At 62.3% G+C, this 18,048-nt stretch carries 19 protein-coding genes; 1 reads left to right on the plus strand and 18 read right to left on the minus strand.

The features are described from left to right. Window position 1: 1 nt before the first annotated feature. The 13 genes from DPM33_RS15995 to DPM33_RS16055 form a co-directional block, all read right to left on the minus strand. Window positions 2-910: a carbohydrate ABC transporter permease gene (locus DPM33_RS15995; RefSeq protein ID WP_112098417.1), complete on the minus strand. Its 909-nt coding sequence runs from the start codon at window positions 908-910 to the stop codon at window positions 2-4. Window positions 911-913: 3 nt separating this feature from the next. Further along, window positions 914-1,780: a carbohydrate ABC transporter permease gene (locus DPM33_RS16000; RefSeq protein WP_112098418.1), complete on the minus strand. Its 867-nt coding sequence runs from the start codon at window positions 1,778-1,780 to the stop codon at window positions 914-916. Then, window positions 1,781-2,848 carry an ABC transporter ATP-binding protein gene (locus DPM33_RS16005; RefSeq protein WP_112098419.1) on the minus strand — a complete coding sequence of 356 codons (1,068 nt, stop codon included), beginning with the start codon at window positions 2,846-2,848 and terminating at the stop codon, window positions 1,781-1,783. It lies immediately after the preceding gene. A 10-nt stretch (window positions 2,849-2,858) separates the two neighbouring features. Next, window positions 2,859-3,938, minus strand: coding sequence for an ABC transporter ATP-binding protein (locus tag DPM33_RS16010; protein WP_112098420.1), 1,080 nt, complete (start codon window positions 3,936-3,938; stop codon window positions 2,859-2,861). A gap of 38 nt (window positions 3,939-3,976) precedes the next feature. Next, a complete protein-coding gene (gene glpD / locus DPM33_RS16015) occupies window positions 3,977-5,503 on the minus strand; it encodes a glycerol-3-phosphate dehydrogenase (protein WP_112098421.1) in 1,527 nt (508 codons plus the stop codon). A 125-nt stretch (window positions 5,504-5,628) separates the two neighbouring features. Further along, a complete protein-coding gene (locus DPM33_RS16020; protein WP_112098422.1) occupies window positions 5,629-6,396 on the minus strand; it encodes a DeoR/GlpR family DNA-binding transcription regulator in 768 nt (255 codons plus the stop codon). Window positions 6,397-6,499: 103 nt separating this feature from the next. Then, window positions 6,500-6,901 carry a hypothetical protein gene (locus DPM33_RS16025; RefSeq protein WP_112098423.1) on the minus strand — a complete coding sequence of 134 codons (402 nt, stop codon included), beginning with the start codon at window positions 6,899-6,901 and terminating at the stop codon, window positions 6,500-6,502. 32 nt (window positions 6,902-6,933) lie between these two features. After that, window positions 6,934-8,349 carry a pyridoxal phosphate-dependent decarboxylase family protein gene (locus DPM33_RS16030; RefSeq protein WP_112098424.1) on the minus strand — a complete coding sequence of 472 codons (1,416 nt, stop codon included), beginning with the start codon at window positions 8,347-8,349 and terminating at the stop codon, window positions 6,934-6,936. Between the two features lie 102 nt (window positions 8,350-8,451). After that, on the minus strand, window positions 8,452-9,183 hold the full coding sequence (locus DPM33_RS16035; protein WP_112098425.1) for a proteasome-type protease: 732 nt from the start codon (window positions 9,181-9,183) through the stop codon (window positions 8,452-8,454). 34 nt (window positions 9,184-9,217) lie between these two features. Beyond that, window positions 9,218-10,012, minus strand: coding sequence for a transglutaminase family protein (locus DPM33_RS16040; RefSeq protein ID WP_112098426.1), 795 nt, complete (start codon window positions 10,010-10,012; stop codon window positions 9,218-9,220). 21 nt (window positions 10,013-10,033) lie between these two features. After that, window positions 10,034-10,975, minus strand: a complete 942-nt coding sequence (locus DPM33_RS16045) for an alpha-E domain-containing protein (RefSeq protein ID WP_112098427.1) — start codon at window positions 10,973-10,975, stop codon at window positions 10,034-10,036. A gap of 119 nt (window positions 10,976-11,094) precedes the next feature. Continuing rightward, window positions 11,095-12,507 (minus strand): circularly permuted type 2 ATP-grasp protein, encoded by a 1,413-nt coding sequence (locus tag DPM33_RS16050; RefSeq protein WP_167449093.1) that lies wholly within the window; start codon window positions 12,505-12,507, stop codon window positions 11,095-11,097. 168 nt (window positions 12,508-12,675) lie between these two features. Next, window positions 12,676-12,912 (minus strand): Lrp/AsnC ligand binding domain-containing protein, encoded by a 237-nt coding sequence (locus DPM33_RS16055; RefSeq protein WP_112098429.1) that lies wholly within the window; start codon window positions 12,910-12,912, stop codon window positions 12,676-12,678. A gap of 211 nt (window positions 12,913-13,123) precedes the next feature. On the opposite strand from DPM33_RS16055, the gene DPM33_RS16060 reads away from it, so the two are divergent. Next, a complete protein-coding gene (locus DPM33_RS16060) occupies window positions 13,124-13,543 on the plus strand; it encodes a DUF4864 domain-containing protein (RefSeq protein WP_112098430.1) in 420 nt (139 codons plus the stop codon). Between the two features lie 28 nt (window positions 13,544-13,571). Here the strand turns inward: DPM33_RS16060 and DPM33_RS16065 are convergent, their stop codons facing one another. The 5 genes from DPM33_RS16065 to DPM33_RS16085 form a co-directional block, all read right to left on the minus strand. Next, entirely contained in the window at window positions 13,572-14,924 is a 1,353-nt protein-coding gene (locus tag DPM33_RS16065; protein ID WP_112098431.1) for a hypothetical protein, read from the minus strand. A gap of 204 nt (window positions 14,925-15,128) precedes the next feature. Next, the gene (gene tgt / locus DPM33_RS16070; RefSeq protein WP_112098432.1) at window positions 15,129-16,259 is read right to left on the minus strand and encodes a tRNA guanosine(34) transglycosylase Tgt; all 1,131 of its coding nucleotides are present in this window, start codon (window positions 16,257-16,259) and stop codon (window positions 15,129-15,131) included. Next, window positions 16,252-16,521 (minus strand): hypothetical protein, encoded by a 270-nt coding sequence (locus DPM33_RS16075; protein WP_112098433.1) that lies wholly within the window; start codon window positions 16,519-16,521, stop codon window positions 16,252-16,254. The genes tgt and DPM33_RS16075 overlap by 8 nt, the downstream gene beginning before the upstream one ends. Then, the gene (gene queA, locus DPM33_RS16080; RefSeq protein WP_112098434.1) at window positions 16,511-17,599 is read right to left on the minus strand and encodes a tRNA preQ1(34) S-adenosylmethionine ribosyltransferase-isomerase QueA; all 1,089 of its coding nucleotides are present in this window, start codon (window positions 17,597-17,599) and stop codon (window positions 16,511-16,513) included. The genes DPM33_RS16075 and queA overlap by 11 nt, the downstream gene beginning before the upstream one ends. Next, entirely contained in the window at window positions 17,599-18,048 is a 450-nt protein-coding gene (locus DPM33_RS16085) for a DMT family transporter (protein ID WP_112098435.1), read from the minus strand. Before DPM33_RS16085 ends, queA begins: the two co-directional genes overlap by 1 nt.

The following is an 18,048-nucleotide window of genomic DNA, read 5'->3' on the forward strand; positions in this document are numbered from 1 at the left end:
CTTAGACCCTCCCCAGGGCGAAGCCCTTGGCGATATAGTTGCGGACGAACCAGATCACGAGTGCGCCGGGGATCAGCGTCAACACGCCGGCGGCGGCGAGCAGTCCCCAGTCCATGCCGGCGGCCGACACGGTGCGGGTCATGGTGGCGGCGATCGGCTTAGCGTCTGTCGTGGTCAGCGTGCGCGCGATCAGCAGTTCCACCCACGAGAACATGAAGCAGAAGAAGCAGGCGACGCCGATGCCGCTCGCGATCAGCGGCATGAAGATCTTCACGAAGAAGCGCGGGAAGGAATAGCCGTCGATATAGGCGGTCTCGTCGATCTCCTTCGGCACGCCCGACATGAAGCCTTCGAGTATCCACACCGCCAGCGGCACGTTGAACAGGCAGTGCGCCAGCGCCACCGCGATATGCGTGTCGATGAGGCCAAAGGCCGAATAGAGCTGGAAGAACGGCAGCGCGAACACCGCCGGCGGCGCCATGCGGTTGGTGAGCAGCCAGAAGAACAGGTGCTTATCGCCGAGGAAGCGGTAGCGCGAGAAGGCATAGGCCGCCGGCAGCGCCACCGCCACCGAGATCACCATGTTCATCACCACATAGGTGATCGAGTTGATGTAGCCCGAATACCAGGACGCGTCGGTGAAGATGATCGTGTAATTGCGCAGCGTCGGCGCGTGCGGGTAGAGCGTCAGCGAGGAGATGATCTCCTGGTTGGTCTTGAAGCTCATGTTGATGAGCCAATAGATCGGTAAGAGAAGCACGATGATGTAGATCGTCGGCACGATCCACCACCAGCGCGATTCCTCGCCGCGGCGGCGCATCAGCTTCGCCACCTCGTCCTGCGACAGCGTGCTGCCCACTTCGGTGACCGCCGCCTCGCTCACGCGTGTCGTCTCGTTGGCGCCCGCCATCTCTCAGCGCTCCGCGTCGTAGTTGGTCATCACGGTGTAGAACACCCACGACAACAACAGGATGATCAGGAAATAGACCAGCGACATGGCCGCCGCCGGTCCGAGGTCGAACTGGCCGAGCGCCGTCTTGACGAGATCGATCGACAGGAAGGTCGTCGAATTGCCGGGGCCGCCGCCGGTGACGACGAAGGGCTCGGTGTAGATCATGAAACTGTCCATGAAGCGGAGCAGCACGGCAATCAGAAGCACGCGCTGCATCTTCGGCAGCTGGATGTAGCGGAACACCGCCCAGCGCGAGGCGCCGTCGATCTTGGCCGCCTGGTAGAAGGCGTCGGGAATCGAGACCAGGCCGGCATAGCAAAGCAGCACGACCAGGCTGGTCCAGTGCCAGACATCCATGATGATGACGGTGATCCAGGCGTCGAACGGGTCCTGGACGTAGTTGTAGTCGATGCCCAGCGCGTTGACGTAGTAGCCGAGCAGGCCGATGTCGTTGCGGCCGAAGACCTGCCAGATGGTGCCGACGACGTTCCATGGAACCAGCAGCGGCAGCGCCATCAGCACCAGGCAGACCGGCACGCCCCAGCCCTTTTTCGGCATGTTGAGCGCGATGAAGATGCCGAGCGGCACTTCGATCGCCAGGATGATGAAGGAGAAGATCAGGTTGCGCACCATCGCTTCCCAGAACCGGCTGGAATGCAGCAGGTCCTCGAACCACTCGGTTCCCGCCCAGAAGAAGACGTTGTTGCCGAACGTATCCTGCACCGAATAGTTGACGACGGTCATCAGCGGGATAACGGCCGAGAACGCCACCAGCACCAGCACCGGCAGGACAAGGAACCAGGCCTTGTTGTTCCAGGTCTTGTCCATCTATGCCCCCATCTCGACGCGCCAGGAATCGGCATAGATGTTGATGCCCGCTGGATCGAAGCGGACTTTCGGCTCGGCCGGGACTTCGTCGTCCTCGCCGATGACGGCCGCGATCTCCTTGCCCTCGAGATTGGCGCGCACGACCTTGTGGCGGCCGACGTCCTCGACCTTGCTGACCTGCACCGCCATGCCGTCGCGGCCAAGCCGCACATATTCGGGACGAATACCGAGTTCGAGGGCGCCTTTATCGGCCTTGGGCACGCCGGGCAGTTCGATGCGCTGCGCACCGAGCTTCGCAGTCTTGCCTTCGAGCGCAACCGGCAGCACGTTCATGCCCGGCGAGCCGATGAAATAGCCGACGAAAGTATGGCGCGGCCGCTCGAAGAGTTCAGCCGGCGTGCCGATCTGGACGATGCCGCCATCGAACATCACCACCACCTGGTCGGCGAAAGTCAGCGCCTCGGTCTGGTCGTGCGTGACATAGACCATGGTGTAGCCGAAGCGGCGATGCAGCTGCTTCAACTGCGAGCGCAGCACCCACTTCATATGCGGATCGATGACGGTGAGCGGCTCGTCGAACAGGATGGCGTTGACGTCCGAGCGCACCAGGCCGCGCCCGAGCGAAATCTTCTGCTTCTGGTCGGCGGTGAGACCGCGCGCCTTCTTCTTCGCCAGTCCGGCGAGATCGATCATGTCGAGCGTCTCGCGCACCTTGCGGTCGACATCGGTTTCCGGCACGCGGCGATTGCGCAGCGGAAAGGCCAGATTGTCGTAGACGGTCATCGTGTCGTAGATGACCGGGAACTGGAACACCTGCGCAATGTTGCGCTCCTGCGTCGACAGGTTGGTGACGTCGCGGCCGTTGAACAGCAACTGGCCATGCGAGGGATGCAGCAATCCCGAGATGATGTTGAGCAAGGTGGTCTTGCCGCAGCCAGACGGCCCGAGCAGCGCGTAGGCCCCGCCATCCTGGAAGGTGTGATGCACCTCCTTCAGCGCGAAATCGGAATCCTTCTGCGGGTTGGGCAGGTAGGAATGGCGGATGTGGTTGACGTCGATGCGCGCCATCGCTTGCTCCTCAGGCCGCCAGCTTCGACGCCGTCACGGCGCGGCCGTTCTGGTCGAAAACCATGATGTGGCGTGGGTCGATGAACACCTCGACCTCGTCGTCTGTCTCGAAGTCGAGGATGCCATGCGCAAGCATCACCCAGCGCGCATCGGCGAAGTCGAGATGGACGAAGCTTTCCGAGCCGGTGATCTCGGTGATGGTGACCTTGGCCCGCACCGGCACGGCGCTGGCATTCGGCCGTTCCAGCGACAGATGATGCGGCTGGAAGCCGATCGTGTAGCTCGCATCCGGGATGCCGTTGAGCTCCGGCGGCACCGGCAGCTTGACGCCACCTTCGAGCAGGAAATCCGAGCCCTTCTTGGAGAGCACGATTGTGTTGAGCGGCGGATCGGCAAACGTCCTTGCCGTAACCAGGTCGACCGGCTTGCGGAAGACCTCGACGGTCGGGCCGAATTGCGTGACGCGGCCTTGCGACAGCGTCGCCGTATTGCCACCCAAAAGCAGCGCTTCGTGCGGCTCCGTTGTGGCGTAGACGAAGATGGTGCCGGCGGCGGCAAAGATCTTCGGCAATTCGGCGCGCAATTCCTCGCGCAGCTTATAGTCGAGATTGGCTAAAGGCTCGTCGAGCAGCACCAGGCTGGCATTCTTGACGATGGCGCGGGCAAGCGCGGTGCGCTGCTGCTGGCCGCCGGACAAATTGAGTGGCGTGCGGTCGAGGTAGGGCGTCAGCTTCAAAAGCGCCGCCGCGTTGCGCACTTCCTTGTCGATCTTAGCCTGCTCGACGCCGGCCACCCGAAGCGGCGAGGCGATGTTCTCATAGACCGTCATCGCCGGGTAATTGATGAACTGCTGGTAGACCATGGCGACGTTGCGCTTCTGCACCTTCTGTCCGGTCACGTCCTTGCCGTCGAACCAGACCGAGCCGGAAGTCGGCGTATCGAGCCCCGCCATCAGCCGCATCAGGCTGGTTTTGCCGGAAAGCGTGGGTCCCAGCAGAACGTTTAGCGAGCCATGCTGAAGCGTCAGCGACACGTCGCGGATGTGCTCCTGCGCGCCGACCGTCTTCGTCACGTTCCTCAGTTCCAGCATCACGCCTCCTCCCAGGCCTTGCGCATCAGCGGTCTAACCTATTCCGCCGCCGCGACATGGCGGCTGCTCAGTCCGCGCATGAATTCCTCCAGCGCCGCCGTCTGCTCGCGGCTGAAATGCAGGCCGCGCTTGGTGCGGCGCCATAACACATCCTCGGCAGTGACCGCCCATTCGTTCTCGACCAGATAACGGACTTCCGCCTCGAAAAGATCGGCGCCGAAATTGCGGCCAAGATCGGCATTCGACTTGGCAAGCCCGAGCAGCTTTTCCGCGCGCGTGCCGTAAAGCCGGGTGAACCGGCGCGCCAGCCGCTGATCGAGGAACGGATAGGTTTTCTTTAGCCTGGCGACCTGGGCATCGAAGCCCGTCGCCGGAAAATCGCCGCCCGGCAGCGGCGCGTCATGCGTCCACGGCTTGCCGCGCTTGCCGAGAAAACCTTCGATCTTTTCCAGCATCGATTCCGCCAGCCGGCGAAAAGTCGTGATCTTGCCGCCGAAGGCGTTGACCAAGGGGGCTGTGCCCTCACCGCCATCGGCCTTCAGCACGTAGTCGCGCGTCGCCTCCTGCGCCTTCGAGGCGCCGTCGTCATAGAGCGGGCGCACCGCCGAATAGGTCCAGACGATGTCGGAGCGCTTGACGGGTTGCGCGAAATATTCGCTTGCGGCGGCGCACAAATAATCGATCTCCGTGTCGGAGATCTTCACCTGATGCGGATCGCCGGGATAGTCGCGGTCGGTGGTGCCGATCAGCGTGAATTCTTCCTCGTAGGGAATGGCGAAGATGATGCGGCCATCCTTGTTCTGGAAGAAATAGGCGCGCGGATCGTCGAACTTCTTGGCGATGACGATGTGACTGCCCTGCACGAGGCGGACATTGTGGACTTCGTTCTGGCCGACGGCGGTCTGCAGCACATGATCGACCCAAGGCCCCGCGGCGTTGACCAAAAGCCGGGCGCGAACCTCTTCGGTTTCGCCGGTGAGCACATTCTGCACCCTGACGGTCCAGGTCGAACCGTCGCGGCGCGCACTGACGACCTTGGTGCGGGTGCGGATAATGGCGCCCCGGTCGGCGGCGTCACGGGCGTTCAGCGCCACCAGGCGCGCGTCGTTGACCCAACCGTCGGAATATTCGAAAGCCTTGCGGAACAATGGCTTCAACGGCTTGCCGGCAGGATCGTTGGCCATGTCGAGCGTTTTCGTCGCCGGCAGCAGCTTTCGCCCGCCGATATGGTCGTAGAGGAACAGCCCGAGCCGGATCAGCCAGGCGGGTCTCAGGCCCTTGGCGTAGGGCAGCACGAAGCGCATCGGCCAGATGATGTGCGGCGCGTTCTTCCACAGAACCTCGCGCTCCATCAGCGCTTCGCGCACCAGCCGGAACTCGTAGAATTCGAGATAGCGCAGGCCGCCATGGATGAGCTTGGTCGAGCCAGACGAGGTTCCGCTGGCGAGATCATTCATCTCGGCCAGGAAAACCGAAAATCCGCGGCCAACGGCGTCGCGAGCTATGCCGCAGCCATTGATGCCGCCGCCGATGACGAAAATGTCATGGATCGGAGATGCGTCCAAAATTTCCTCCAACGATTTCGCATTGCACCATTTTTGTGTTTTACGAAACCGTGGTGGAATTATTTCGAACTAAAAGCGAATGTCAAACGAAATATCACGGCTGCGTGAAACAGCCATGATAGAGCCTATTCGAGCGCTGTCTCGATCAGCCGGACCTCGGTCTCCTCGCAAATCCGGCGGATCGACGGGATCTCGCAGCGATCGGTGATGAAGGTATTCACCTGCGAAAGATGGCCGATCCGGACCGGCGCCGTACGCTCGAACTTGGTCCGATCGGAGACCAGAATCACATGACGGGCATTGGCGATGATGGCCTGCGCCACCTTCACCTCGCGGAAATCGAAATCGAGCAGCGCGCCGTCATGGTCGATCGCCGAGGCGCCGATGACGGCGTAATCGACCTTGAACTGGCGGATGAAATCGACGGCCGCCTCGCCGACGATGCCGCCGTCGGAACCGCGCACGACGCCGCCGGCGATCACCACTTCTATCGAAGGATAGATGCGCATCCTGTTGGCAACATTGATATTATTGGTAATGACCATAAGCCCGTTGTGGTCGAGCAGCGACTTGCTGACGGCCTCGGTGGTGGTGCCGATATTGATGAACAGCGAGGCATTGTCCGGGATCAGCCGCGCCGCCGCGCTGCCGATCGCCTCCTTCTCGTCGGCGGCAATCTTGCGCCGCGCCTCATACTCCATGTTCTCGATGCCGGACGGAAACAGCGCGCCGCCATGGATGCGGGTGAGCAAGCGCTGATCGCATAGATCGTTGAGGTCCTTGCGGATGGTCTGCGGCGTCACATTGAAATGCGTCGCTAGGTCATCGACCAGAACCCTGCCATGGTCTTTCGCCATCTGGATGATTTCGGCATGGCGTGGCGAAAGAAACATCGCGCGTTCTCCCCGTTTTCGTTTTTCCCCTCTATACGGGAAAACGAAAGCAGTGAAAAGGCAAGCGGCCGGCTAATGAAATCAGGTCGGTCGCAAGCAAATATCAGACGCGCTCCGCCACCTTGCGTTCGACGGAAACAGCCTTGCCCGGTGAGCGGATCATCAGAAATTTGCCCGACCAGTTCCCGCGGATGCGCCAGATTCCTTCGATCTCGGTGGCGTCGCCGTTCAGGCGTCCGCTATAGTCGATCGGCTGCGCGTTCGATCCGGCATTGGTGTAGGTCTTGACGAAAACAACCATCCTGCCGTCGCGCTGTCCCTCCAAGCTCGCATAGCGCAAGGCGCTGGTAGCCGGCCCGGCCGGTTCATGCGTCGTTCCCGTCAAAGCGGATGCGGTCTCGAAAAGCGTCGCGACAAAAGACACCGGCGCCAGATCGCGCGGATAGAAATAGCGGCCATGCCAGACGCCGGTCAGGTTTTGCGCTATCACGCCGCGGTCGGTCACGATCTTCCCCCGGCCGCGTTTTGGCAGCTATCTCAGGATGCGAGCGATCTTGCACATTCGCAGATGACATTGAAGGCCGCGTCGACGTCCGCCGCCGTCGATTCGAACTGACCGGCCTGGAAACGGATGGCGACCCGTCCGTCGACCCGCGTCTGCGTCAGATAGATTCGCCCATCTGCATTGATGGCGTCGACCAGGCGCAGATTGTGCTCGTCCGGATCGATGCCCGACGGCGCCCGGTGCCGGAAGGAAAACAGCGACAGCATCGGTTCGCTGACGAGCTCGAAATCCGCTTCCTTGGCCAATCGCACGGCCAGTCCTTCGCTCCAGGCGACGTGGTTGCGGATCATGGCGCGCAGGCCCTCAAGCCCATGAGCGCGCAGCAGGAACCAGAGTTTCAGCGCGCGGAAGCGGCGGCCGAGCGGCACCGACCATTCCGAATAGTTGATGATGCCGTCATGGCCACGCGTCTTCAGATAGTCCGGCTTGATCGCCAGCGTGCGCACCAAGTCTTCCGGCTCGCGCACGAACTGGATCGAGCAATCGAATTGCGCGCCCAGCCACTTATGCGGGTTGAAGACGATGAAATCGGCGCCTTCGACGCCGGTCCAGAAATGCCGGTATTCCGGACAGATCATCGCCGACCCGGCCCAGGCGGCATCGACATGCAGGTAAAGCCCGTGCCGCTTCGCGACAGCGGCCACCGCCGCAATGTCGTCGGTCCCGCCTGTGCTGGTGCCGCCGACGCAAGCGATGATGCCGGCAGGCAGCAGGCCGGCTTCGCGATCGGCGATGATCACGGCTTCCAGTGCGACGGTGTCCATGGCGCGAAAACGTCCGCTGACCGGGATGCGGACGAGGTTTTCCTCGCCGATGCCCGAGACCCAGATGGCGCGGTCGATCGAGGTATGGACCTGGTCGGAGGAATAGACGCGCAGCTTGCCCTGCCCGGTCAGTCCCTTTTTGTTGCCTTGCCAGTCAAGCGCCCGCTCGCGCATGGTGAGCACCGCGGCAAGCGTCGCCGACGAAGCCGAATCCTGGATGACGCCCGAAAAATCTTCCGGCAGGCCGAGCGCCTGGCGCATCCAGTCGACGATGCGCATCTCGAGCTCGGTCGCCGCCGGCGAAGTCTGCCACAGCATGCATTGCGCGGCCATCGCCGAGACCAGATATTCCGCGACAACCGAGACTGGCGCCGCATTGGCCGGAAAGTAAGCGAAGAAACGCGGATGCTGCCAGTGCGTCATGCCCGGCACGATCTTGGCTTCGAAATCGGCGAAGATCTTTTCCATCGGCTCGGGCAATTCTGGCGGCGAGGCTTCGATGCTCCTGAAGATCTCACCCGGCGCGATGGCCGGCCGCACCGGACGGTCGCGCAGGCCGGCGCGGTAATCGACGCCCCAATCGGCCGCCCGCCTCGACCAGTCGCGGAATTCCTGATTGTCCATATTTTCCTCCCAGCAGCCGTCGAAGATACCGGCTGGTCGAACCGTTCTCAGTTTTTAATTAACATGTTAAATATGATGAGGCAACGGTGCAGCCGAAAAGTCCTACCCCGGAAAATCCGGCAGATTTGAAAAGGCGATTTTCAGCGCGCTGGACCAGCCGTCGGAAATCGTGCGGTAATAGGGATCGTCCTGGCCGATGCGCCGGTTCAGGCCGACTTTGAACGCATCCTGTTCCAGGAACAGCAGGTCGAGCGGCAGCCCGACCGAGAGGTTGGATTTCAGCGTCGAATCGAACGACACCAGAAGCAGCTTCACCGTCTCGGCCAGGCTCATCGCCCGGTCATAGGCGCGGATGATGATCGGCTTGCCGTATTTCGTCTCGCCGATCTGGAAGAACGGCGTGTCGTCGGTCGACTCGATGAAATTGCCTTCCGGGTAGATCATGAACAGCCTTGGCGGGCTGCCCTTGATCTGGCCGCCGAGAATGAAGGAGGCGTTGAAATAGGAATCCGCCTTCTCGCCGTCCGGCGAGGCATGCGCGATCACTTCCTTGACCGTGTCGCCGACCAGCCGCACCGTCTGATACATGGACGGCGTCTCGAGCAGCTTCTCATGGCGGTCGCCGACCGCCTTGTTGCGCTCGTCGAGCAGGCTGACCACGGCCTGTGTCGTGGCAAGGTTGCCCGCCGACATCAACACGATGACGCGTTCGCCCGGCTGTTCCCAGACATGCATCTTCTTGAAGGTCGAGATCGAATCCATGCCGGCATTGGTGCGAGTGTCCGACATGAACACGAGCCCGCGATCGATCTTGAGGCCGACGCAATAGGTCACATGGTTGCTCTCTTGCTAGCGATTCCGGCGTGGATTACTGCTCTACCGTGACGGTGACGGCAAGCCTCTCCTGCGCCTGCCCCAGCAGTATCCCCGACACCGGCGAGGCATCGCGATAGTCGCGCCCCATCGCCACCCGCACATAGCGTTCGTCGGGAGAGATACAATTCGCCGGGTCGAAGGCAACCCAGCCGAGCCCCACGACATAGGCTTCGGCCCAGGCATGGCTCGCCGCCTGCTCGACGGCCGCATCCATCATCAGATAGCCGCTGATATAGCGGGCGGGAAAGCCAAGCGCGCCGGCCGCGGCGATGAAGATGTGGCTGTGGTCCTGGCAGACGCCGGATTTCAGCGCCAGCGCTTCTTCCGCGGGCGTCACGACGCTGGTCGTGCCCGGCTTGTAGGCGACGCGTTCGCGGATCGCGCCCATCAATGTGTGCAGCCGCTCGATTTCTGTCCCCTGCCCGACCGTGCCGGCCAGTTCACGAATGCCCTCGCCGGCGGCGGTGAGCTGGGTCTGTTGGGCGAACAGCCAAAGCGGCGCAAAGCCCTGATGCGGCCCGGTTATGCCGGCCGTGTCATGCGTCGTCACCTCGCCCGCCGCCTCGACGACGATTGCGCTGTAGCCGCTCTCGGCGCTCAAGAGCCGCGTATCGTTGCCGAAATGGTCGGTAAAGCGCACCTCCTCGCGCGCGCCTTCCACCTTGATCGCCCATGAGCCGACGGTCTGCGTGCGCCCGCTGGAAGGCATCAGCCGCAGCCGCTGCAGCAGATACTGCACGGGCGTATCGTAGTGATATTCGGTGCGATGGGAGATCTTGAGCCGCATAACGCCCGCCCTCAGCTTTACTCAGTAGAACCGGTAATCCTGGGCGATCTCGTCGCCCAGCCTGGTGTTGTCGCGAATGAACTCGGCCAGGAACTCGTGCAAGCCGTGATCGAATATGTCCTTGATCGACCCCCGCTTGAGCAGCGCCTGGATCTTCTCGGCCGTGCCGTGGCAGGCATGGCGCGCGCCATAGTCGTCGGCGAGGAATTTCAGATGCTCGCCGAGGAAGCGGTAGCAGAAGGTCAGCGAGCGCGGCATGCGCACATTGAGGATCAGATAGTCGGCAATGTTCGTCGGCTTATAGTCGGCTTCATAAACCCATCGATAGGAGCGATGCGCCGACACCGAACGCAGGATCGACTCCCACTGGTAGTTGTCCAGCGTCGAGCCGACCCAGGACAGCGACGGCAGCAACACGTAATATTTCACGTCGAGGATGCGCGCCGTGTTGTCGGCGCGCTCGACATAGGTGCCGAGCTGCGAGAAATCGAAAATCTCGTTGCGCAGCATCGTGCCATAGAACGATCCGCGGATCAGCGCCGTCTCGCGCTTGATGGCGTCCAGCACCGTCGGCAGGTCGCGTTCGTCGATCGGCCTCGCCAGCATTCGCTTCAGCGACATCCAGGCTTCGTTGATGCTTTCCCAGGTCTCGCGCGTCAGCGCCGTGCGCACCATGCGCGCATTGTTGCGCGCCGTCTCGATCGACGACATCGTACTCGACGGGTTCGAGATGTCGCGCAGCAGGAAGTCGGAGACATTGGCGGCTGTATAGTCCTGGTATTTCTGGCTGAAGGCGATGTCCGAGCCGGCGCTGAGCAGCACCGAGTTCCATTCCTCCGACGCGCTTTGCGTGCGCGTCAGCGCCATGCGCAATCCGGCATCGACCAGGCGCGCCATGTTTTCGGCCCGCTCGATATAGCGGTTCATCCAGTAGAGACCGTTGGCGGTGCGGCCGAGAAGCATGTGAGGCCCTTCGGGCTAGTGAGTAGAGATTAGTGAGTTTGCAGTAGTAAATAGTTGAATCTCAATGGAATATGGCATTTCCTGTCCCTCTGCTTCTACTCGGTCTGCTGCCTACTCGCTCAGTCATCGAGTACCCAGGTGTCCTTCGTCCCACCGCCTTGCGAGGAGTTGACGACCAGCGAGCCCTGCTTGAGTGCGACACGCGTCAAGCCCCCCGGAACGATCTGGATGCGGTCCGAGACCAGCACGTAGGGTCTCAGATCGACGTGGCGCGGCGACAGGCCCTTCTCGGTCAGGATCGGACAGGTCGACAGCGCCAGCGTCGGTTGGGCGATGTAGTTCGAGGGCTTGGCCTGCAGCTTCTTGGCGAATTCCTGGCATTCCTTCTTGGTCGCCGCCGGGCCTACCAGCATGCCGTAGCCGCCGGAGCCGTGCACTTCCTTGATGACGAGTTCATGGATGTGCTCGAGCACGTATTTGAGGCTGTCCGGCTCCGAGCAGCGCCAGGTCGGGATGTTGCCGAGGATCGCCTTGCGGCCGGTGTAGAACTCGACGATCTCGGGCATGTAGGAATAGATCGCCTTGTCGTCGGCGATGCCGGTTCCCGGTGCGTTGGCGATGGTGATGTTGCCAGCGCGGTAGACATCCATGATGCCCGGCACGCCAAGCGCGGAATCCGGCCGGAAGGTCAGCGGATCGAGGAACGAGTCGTCGACGCGCCGGTAGAGCACATCGATCTGCTTGTAGCCTTCGGTCGTGCGCATCGCGACATGACCGTCGACGACACGCAGGTCCTGCCCTTCGACGAGTTGCACGCCCATCTGGTCGGCGAGGAAGGCGTGCTCGAAATAGGCCGAGTTGTAGGAACCGGGCGTCAGCACCGCGATTGTCGGCGTGCCCTTGGTGCTTTGCGGCCGCACCGCTGCCAGCGACTGGCGCAGAAGCTGCGGGTAGTTCTCCACCGGCCGCACCTTGATCTTCTGGAACAGCTCCGGAAAGAGCTGCATCATCGTCTCGCGGTTCTCCAGCATATAGGAGACGCCCGACGGCGTGCGGGCATTGTCCTCCAGCACGTAGAACTCGTTTTCCGAGATGCGGACGATGTCGACGCCGATGATATGGGTATAGACGCCGGCCGGCGGCCTGACACCGATCATCTCGGGCAGGAAGGCCTCGTTCTTGGCGACCAGATCCCTGGGCACGCGCCCGGCGCGCAGGATCTCCTGGCGGTGATAGATGTCGTCGAGAAAGGCGTTAAGCGCCTGCACGCGCTGCTCGATGCCCTGCGTCAGCCGGCGCCATTCCTGGCCGGAAAGGATGCGCGGCACGATGTCGAAAGGGATCAGCCGCTCGGAAGCTTCCTGCTCGCCATAGACGGCAAAGGTGATGCCGGTCTTGCGGAATACCCGCTCGGCATCCTGCATTTTCTCGGTAAGCCTGGCCGGGTCCTGCTCCTTCAGCCAGCGATCGTAAGCCTCATAAGGTGTTCTCAATCCGGAAATTTCCGGAAGCATTTCGTCGAACGCTGCCAATCGCGTACTCCCCTCTGAGACCATTTCACTGGCCCCGCCGGAGAAAATCAAGCGCAATCGGTGATTTAAAGCGCGATGCAGGCCACTCTACGCAAATTGCCTGAAATTAGGGCATAAGCGGCAAGGTCGGGTCAGTTCCTGCTTCCCGGCCAGGCAGCGCCGGGCCGGTCAGAACGCCCTGAAAGTCACGATGGTGAACGTGTCCTTGATTCCCGGCAGAATCTGCACCCGCTCGTTGACGAAGTGGCCGACGTCTTCCTCATCGTCGATATAGAACTTGGCGAGCAGGTCGAAATTGCCGGCGGTCGAATAGATCTCGGAGGCGATCTCGGCATCGGCGAGCGCGCTGGCGACCTCGTAGGACTTGCCCAGATCGCATTTAATCTGCACGAAAAATGCCTTCATTGCCCGGTCCTGCCAGCCTTCAACGCGAATAAGCGGCCCTTGTGGCAGACTGCCGCCCGGCTTTCAAGCATTACGCGGCACGCGCTTCAAAGAGAGCCTGATCACGCCCCTGGCGGCGAAATCGTGGAATCTTCGCTGGTTGGTGAAACCACGCCATGCCGCGATGCGTATGTTAGATTGCGTTCGCCAAGCGAATTCCGGGAGGCAGGCCATGCGCCGCTTATTGTTCGCATTAGCTCTAGTTCCAATGTTGATAGCCTCGCTTGCCTTCGCCGGCGACGCCGAGGTCAAGGCCGCGCAGACGGTCATCGACAGCCAGTTGAAGGCCTTCATCGCCGATGACGGCGCCGCCGCCTACAGTTTCGCCGCGCCGAATGTGAAGCAGATCTTTCCGACCGTCGACACCTTCATGAACATGGTCACGAACGGCTACGCGCCGGTGCGCAAGCCCCGGTCCTATTCCTTCGGCAAGGTCGAGCAGACCGGACCCGGTTCGATCATCCAGCAGGTGCTGATCGTCGGGCCTGACGGCAAGGACTATGAAGCGGTCTATACGCTGCAGCAGCAGGCGGACGGCAGTTTCAAGATCACCGGCTGCAGCTTGCGGGCCTCGGCGTCGGTCAGCACCTGAGCTCGCACAGCGGGGCCTGGTCGGCTGGTCAATCTCGGCGGCTATAGAGGGTCCAGCCCAAACCGGAGAGGCCCCAGAAGGCAGAGTCATCTGCTCGTTGGTAGGCAAGCGCACAATCGAAATCCACCCGTTCCGGCTGTTTTTGGGGATCACCTTCCAGAATCAGCCAGTCCGCGCGGCCGGCACAAATCTTGTCCTGGGTGATGAGCGATGCCTGGCGGCCCTTGCGCGCCGCGAAGTAGTCGACCACCATGCCGGTGCGGAAATCGACATTGGTGGCAAAGGTGGTGGCGCCGTTCTTTGTCATCTCGTCCACCATGCCGGAATAGGAACCGCGCCCATACTCATAGAAACGGGCCAGCGACGCCATGCTGCTGCCTGCCACGAGCAGGAGTATCCCGGTGGCGCAAATCCTTCTCGCCCCGCCGGCGTCGAAGCCGCGTCCGATCACGTCTCCGGCCCAAAGCAGCAACAAGGCTCCGCTGACGATGAAATAGCGCGGGAATTCGAGACTCGGCAGACGCGCCACCGCCATCAAGGCGGGTAGCCCGACGATGCCGATGACATAGAGACTGGTCCGGCGATCGCGCGAGACGACGGCATATGCCAAAACCAAGGCGTAGACGACCGCGATGCATGCCCAGTCGCTGATCCAGTTCGGCAGACCGAAAAGATAGCGGATCATTCCGCCATATCCGACGGCGAAATTCTCGAGCGAGAACGAGGAAACCCCGCCGATCCTGAAACTGAACAATCGAGCGCCCACGACCATTGCCGCGCCAAGCGGAAGCACGGCAAGGAAAGCCGGCAGGAAGACCTGGACAAGCTCGCTGTTGACGACATTCAGACTGCGGTTGCGTTGCCAGCTAAGCCACGCCGTCCAAGCCATGAGCACCACCACCGTTTCGATCATCGTCAGATGCCAGAGGAAGCCAAGCAGAATTGCCGCTGCCAGGGCGAGGCCGTACGAACCCTGCTTGTCGAGCCGGCGTTCTAGGAGAGCCACGGCAACGAGCGTGAACAGCACCAGGCCAGCATAGCCACGCGCCTCCGAGCCGTAGTGAACCATCGGATAGCTCACCGCGAACAGCAGCACCGACGCAGCCATTGCCGAGCGTCCGCGCGATATCGCCGCGGCTGCAATGATGGTGCACGCCCCGAGCGTTATCGACAGGCCGCGCTGGACGAGCGGCGCGGCATCGGGGCCGACGACATACTGATAGATCGAATTGAGGTAGTGGTTGTTGTCGTGGTTTATACGCCAGAATATCTGGTCGATCGACGTCAGGGGAGCCACCAGCGAGATGCTCCAGAGCTCGTCTTGCCAGAGATCCCCGCGCGCTCCGAGCAGACGCAAGGACAGGCCGGCAAGCACGATCACCGAAATCAGAAGTAATAGACCGACGCTCCGTTGCCGCGTTGCCACCAGTTCCAGTCGGTCAGCATATATATTAGTACTTGCTACATTACGAAATGCGGTTGACATGTCTAATTTCAGCAAATCTGCGCCGACCTTTACCAAAGCATGGCAAAGGATACTTACTCTTCATTTGATTTATGAAAAGTTTTCTGACGGCTTCGCTGATCAAACGGCCGGGATATCGCCCCTCGCCCAGCCTTCGGCGATCTCCGCGGCCCGCGCTTCGAAGGCCTGTGCCTCGATGGAAGCCCGGATGTCCTGCATCAGCTTCTGATAGTAGGACAGGTTGTTCCAGGTCAGCAGCATGGCGCCGAGCGACTCCTGCGAACGGACGAGGTGATGCAGATAAGCGCGCGAATAGTCGCGCGCGGCCGCGCAGTCGCTTTCCTCGTCGAGCGGCCGCGGATCGTCGGCGTGACGCGCGTTCCGGAGATTGACCTTGCCGCGGCGCGTGTAGGCGAGGCCATGACGGCCGGCGCGAGTCGGCATCACGCAGTCGAACATGTCGATGCCGCGCGCCACCGATTTCAGGATATCGTCCGGCGTGCCGACGCCCATCAGGTAGCGCGGTCTGTCGGCTGGCAATTCCGGGCAGGTGATGTCGAGCATCTCCAGCATCACCGATTGCGGCTCGCCGACCGCCAGCCCGCCGACGGCATAGCCTTTCAGATCCATCGCCTTCAGCGCTTGCGCCGAACGCACGCGCATCGGCGCACTGTCGCCGCCCTGGACGATGCCGAACATCGCCTTGCCCGGCTGGTCGCCGAAGGCCGTCTTGCAGCGCTCGGCCCAACGCAGCGACAGCTCCATGGCCCGCTCGATCTCCTTAGGCTTGGCCGGCAGCGCGGTGCATTCGTCGAGCTGCATCTGGATGTCGGAATCGAGCAGACCCTGGATCTCGATCGACCGCTCCGGCGACATTTCGTACGGCGCGCCGTCTATATGCGAGCGGAAGGTGACGCCTTGTTCGGTCAGCTTCCTGAGCTTCGACAACGACATGACCTGGAAGCCGCCGCTGTCGGTCAGGATCGGATGCGGCCAACGCGCGAACTCGTGCAGGCCGCCAAGCCTGGCCACGCGCTCGGCGCCAGGCCGCAGCATCAGATGGTAGGTGTTGCCCAAAATGACGTCGGCGCCGACGCCGCGCACCTGGTCCATATACATGGCCTTGACGGTGCCGCCGGTGCCGACCGGCATGAAGGCCGGCGTGCGGATTTCGCCGCGCGGCATCGAGACCAGGCCGCGCCTGGCCTTGCCGTCGCTGGCTAGCAGCTTGAAAGAAAAAGTCTCAGCCATTGAATTCCTTGTCGTGCACCGCAGCATTGGGCACCTGCTCGTCGAGCGACTGCCGGTAGCGGATGCAGCCGCGCATGAATTTCGGCCAAGGCGGCACGGCGATTTCCGGCTCGGTCTTTTCCGGCAGAAGCTCCCAGAGATCGGGGTGATGCCAGCACAGATCATGGCCGGTCGTGTCGCGATGCGCGCGGATGCCGGCGCGCAGCTTCTTCACTTCCGCGATCAGCAGATCGCGGTCCATGCCGTCGAGATCATCGTCCATCGCTCGTCTCCGCTCGGTAAAGCAGGCTGGCGTCGCCATAGGAGTAGAACCTGTAGCGGTTGTCGATGGCATGCGCATAGGCCAAACGCATCGTCTCCAGCCCGCTGAAGGCCGAGACCAGCATGAACAGCGTCGAGCGCGGCAGATGGAAATTGGTCATCAGCATGTCGGCCGTGCGGAAGCGATAGCCGGGCGTGATGAAGATGTCGGTCGGTCCGGACCAGGCTTCGACCGCGCCGGTCTCGCGCGCAGCGCTTTCCAAAAGGCGCAGTGACGTCGTGCCGACGCAGATGATCCGCCCTCCCCGCGCTTTGGCCGCATTGAGCGCCGCCGCCGTCTCGGCACTGACCGAGCCGGTCTCGGCATGCATCTTGTGGTCGGCGGTGTCGTCGACCTTCACCGGCAGGAAGGTGCCGGCGCCGACATGCAGCGTGACGAAACGGCGCTCGACACCCTTGGCGTCGAGCGCGGCGAACAGCTCCGGCGTGAAATGCAGGCCGGCGGTGGGTGCAGCGACAGCCCCCTCTTCCCTGGCATAGATGGTCTGGTAATCGGCGCGGTCGCGCTCGTCGTCGTCGCGCTTTGAAGCGATATAGGGCGGCAGCGGAATGTGGCCGACAGCGTGCAGCGCCTCGTCGAGGAACGGCCCGGAAAGGTCGAAGCCGAGCAGTGCCTCGCCCGCTTCGCCCTTCTCGAGCACCGTTGCGTCGAGCTGGCCGAGGAAACAGGAATTACCGTCATGGCCGAAATGGATGCGGTCGCCGGCGGCGATGCGTTTGCCTGGCCGCATGAAGGCTTGCCAGCGGTCCGGCGCCACGCGCATATGCAACGTCGCCTCGACCTGTGCCACCGCCTCGCCGCGCTTGCGGAAACCTTTCAGTTGCGCCGGGATGACCTTGGTGTCGTTGAACACCAAGACGTCGCCTTCGCGAAGCAGCGACGGCAGATCGCCGACAATGCGGTCTTCCAGCGTTTCGCCCGGTTTGACGACCAGCAGCCTGGCGCTGTCACGCGGCTCCGCCGGGCGAAGCGCGATGCGCTCTTCCGGCAGGTCGAAATCGAACAGGTCGACGCGCATCAGTAGAGCCGGATGAGCAGCGCCCCGGCAAGCAGCAGCACGGCGCCGGCGACGCGGCCAAGCGAGATTTCGCGCACCGCCACGCCAAGAAAGCCGGCGCGGTCGATCAGCATGCCGGCGATCAGCTGGCCAGCGACCAGGAAGGCCATGAGCGCGGCGGCGCCGATGCGCGGCGTCAGGATCGTCGACAGCGTCACGTAGAAGCCGCCGAGCATACCACCGGCGATGAACAGCCACGGCGCCGGCGCCTTCCAGTCGAGCGAGATACCCTGCAGCTTCACCGCCGAGATGGAGATGATACCGAGTACGATGGCGCCGGACAGGAAGGAGAACGCGGCGGCGGCCACGGGAAGGCCGAGGCCGCGCGCCAGCTGCGAATTGATCGGCGCCTGGATGGCGATGAAGGCACCGGACAGGATGCCAAGCAGGGACCAGACGGCGCCCATCAT

This window comes from Mesorhizobium hawassense, from assembly GCF_003289945.1.
In the GTDB taxonomy this organism is placed as follows: domain Bacteria; phylum Pseudomonadota; class Alphaproteobacteria; order Rhizobiales; family Rhizobiaceae; genus Mesorhizobium; species Mesorhizobium hawassense.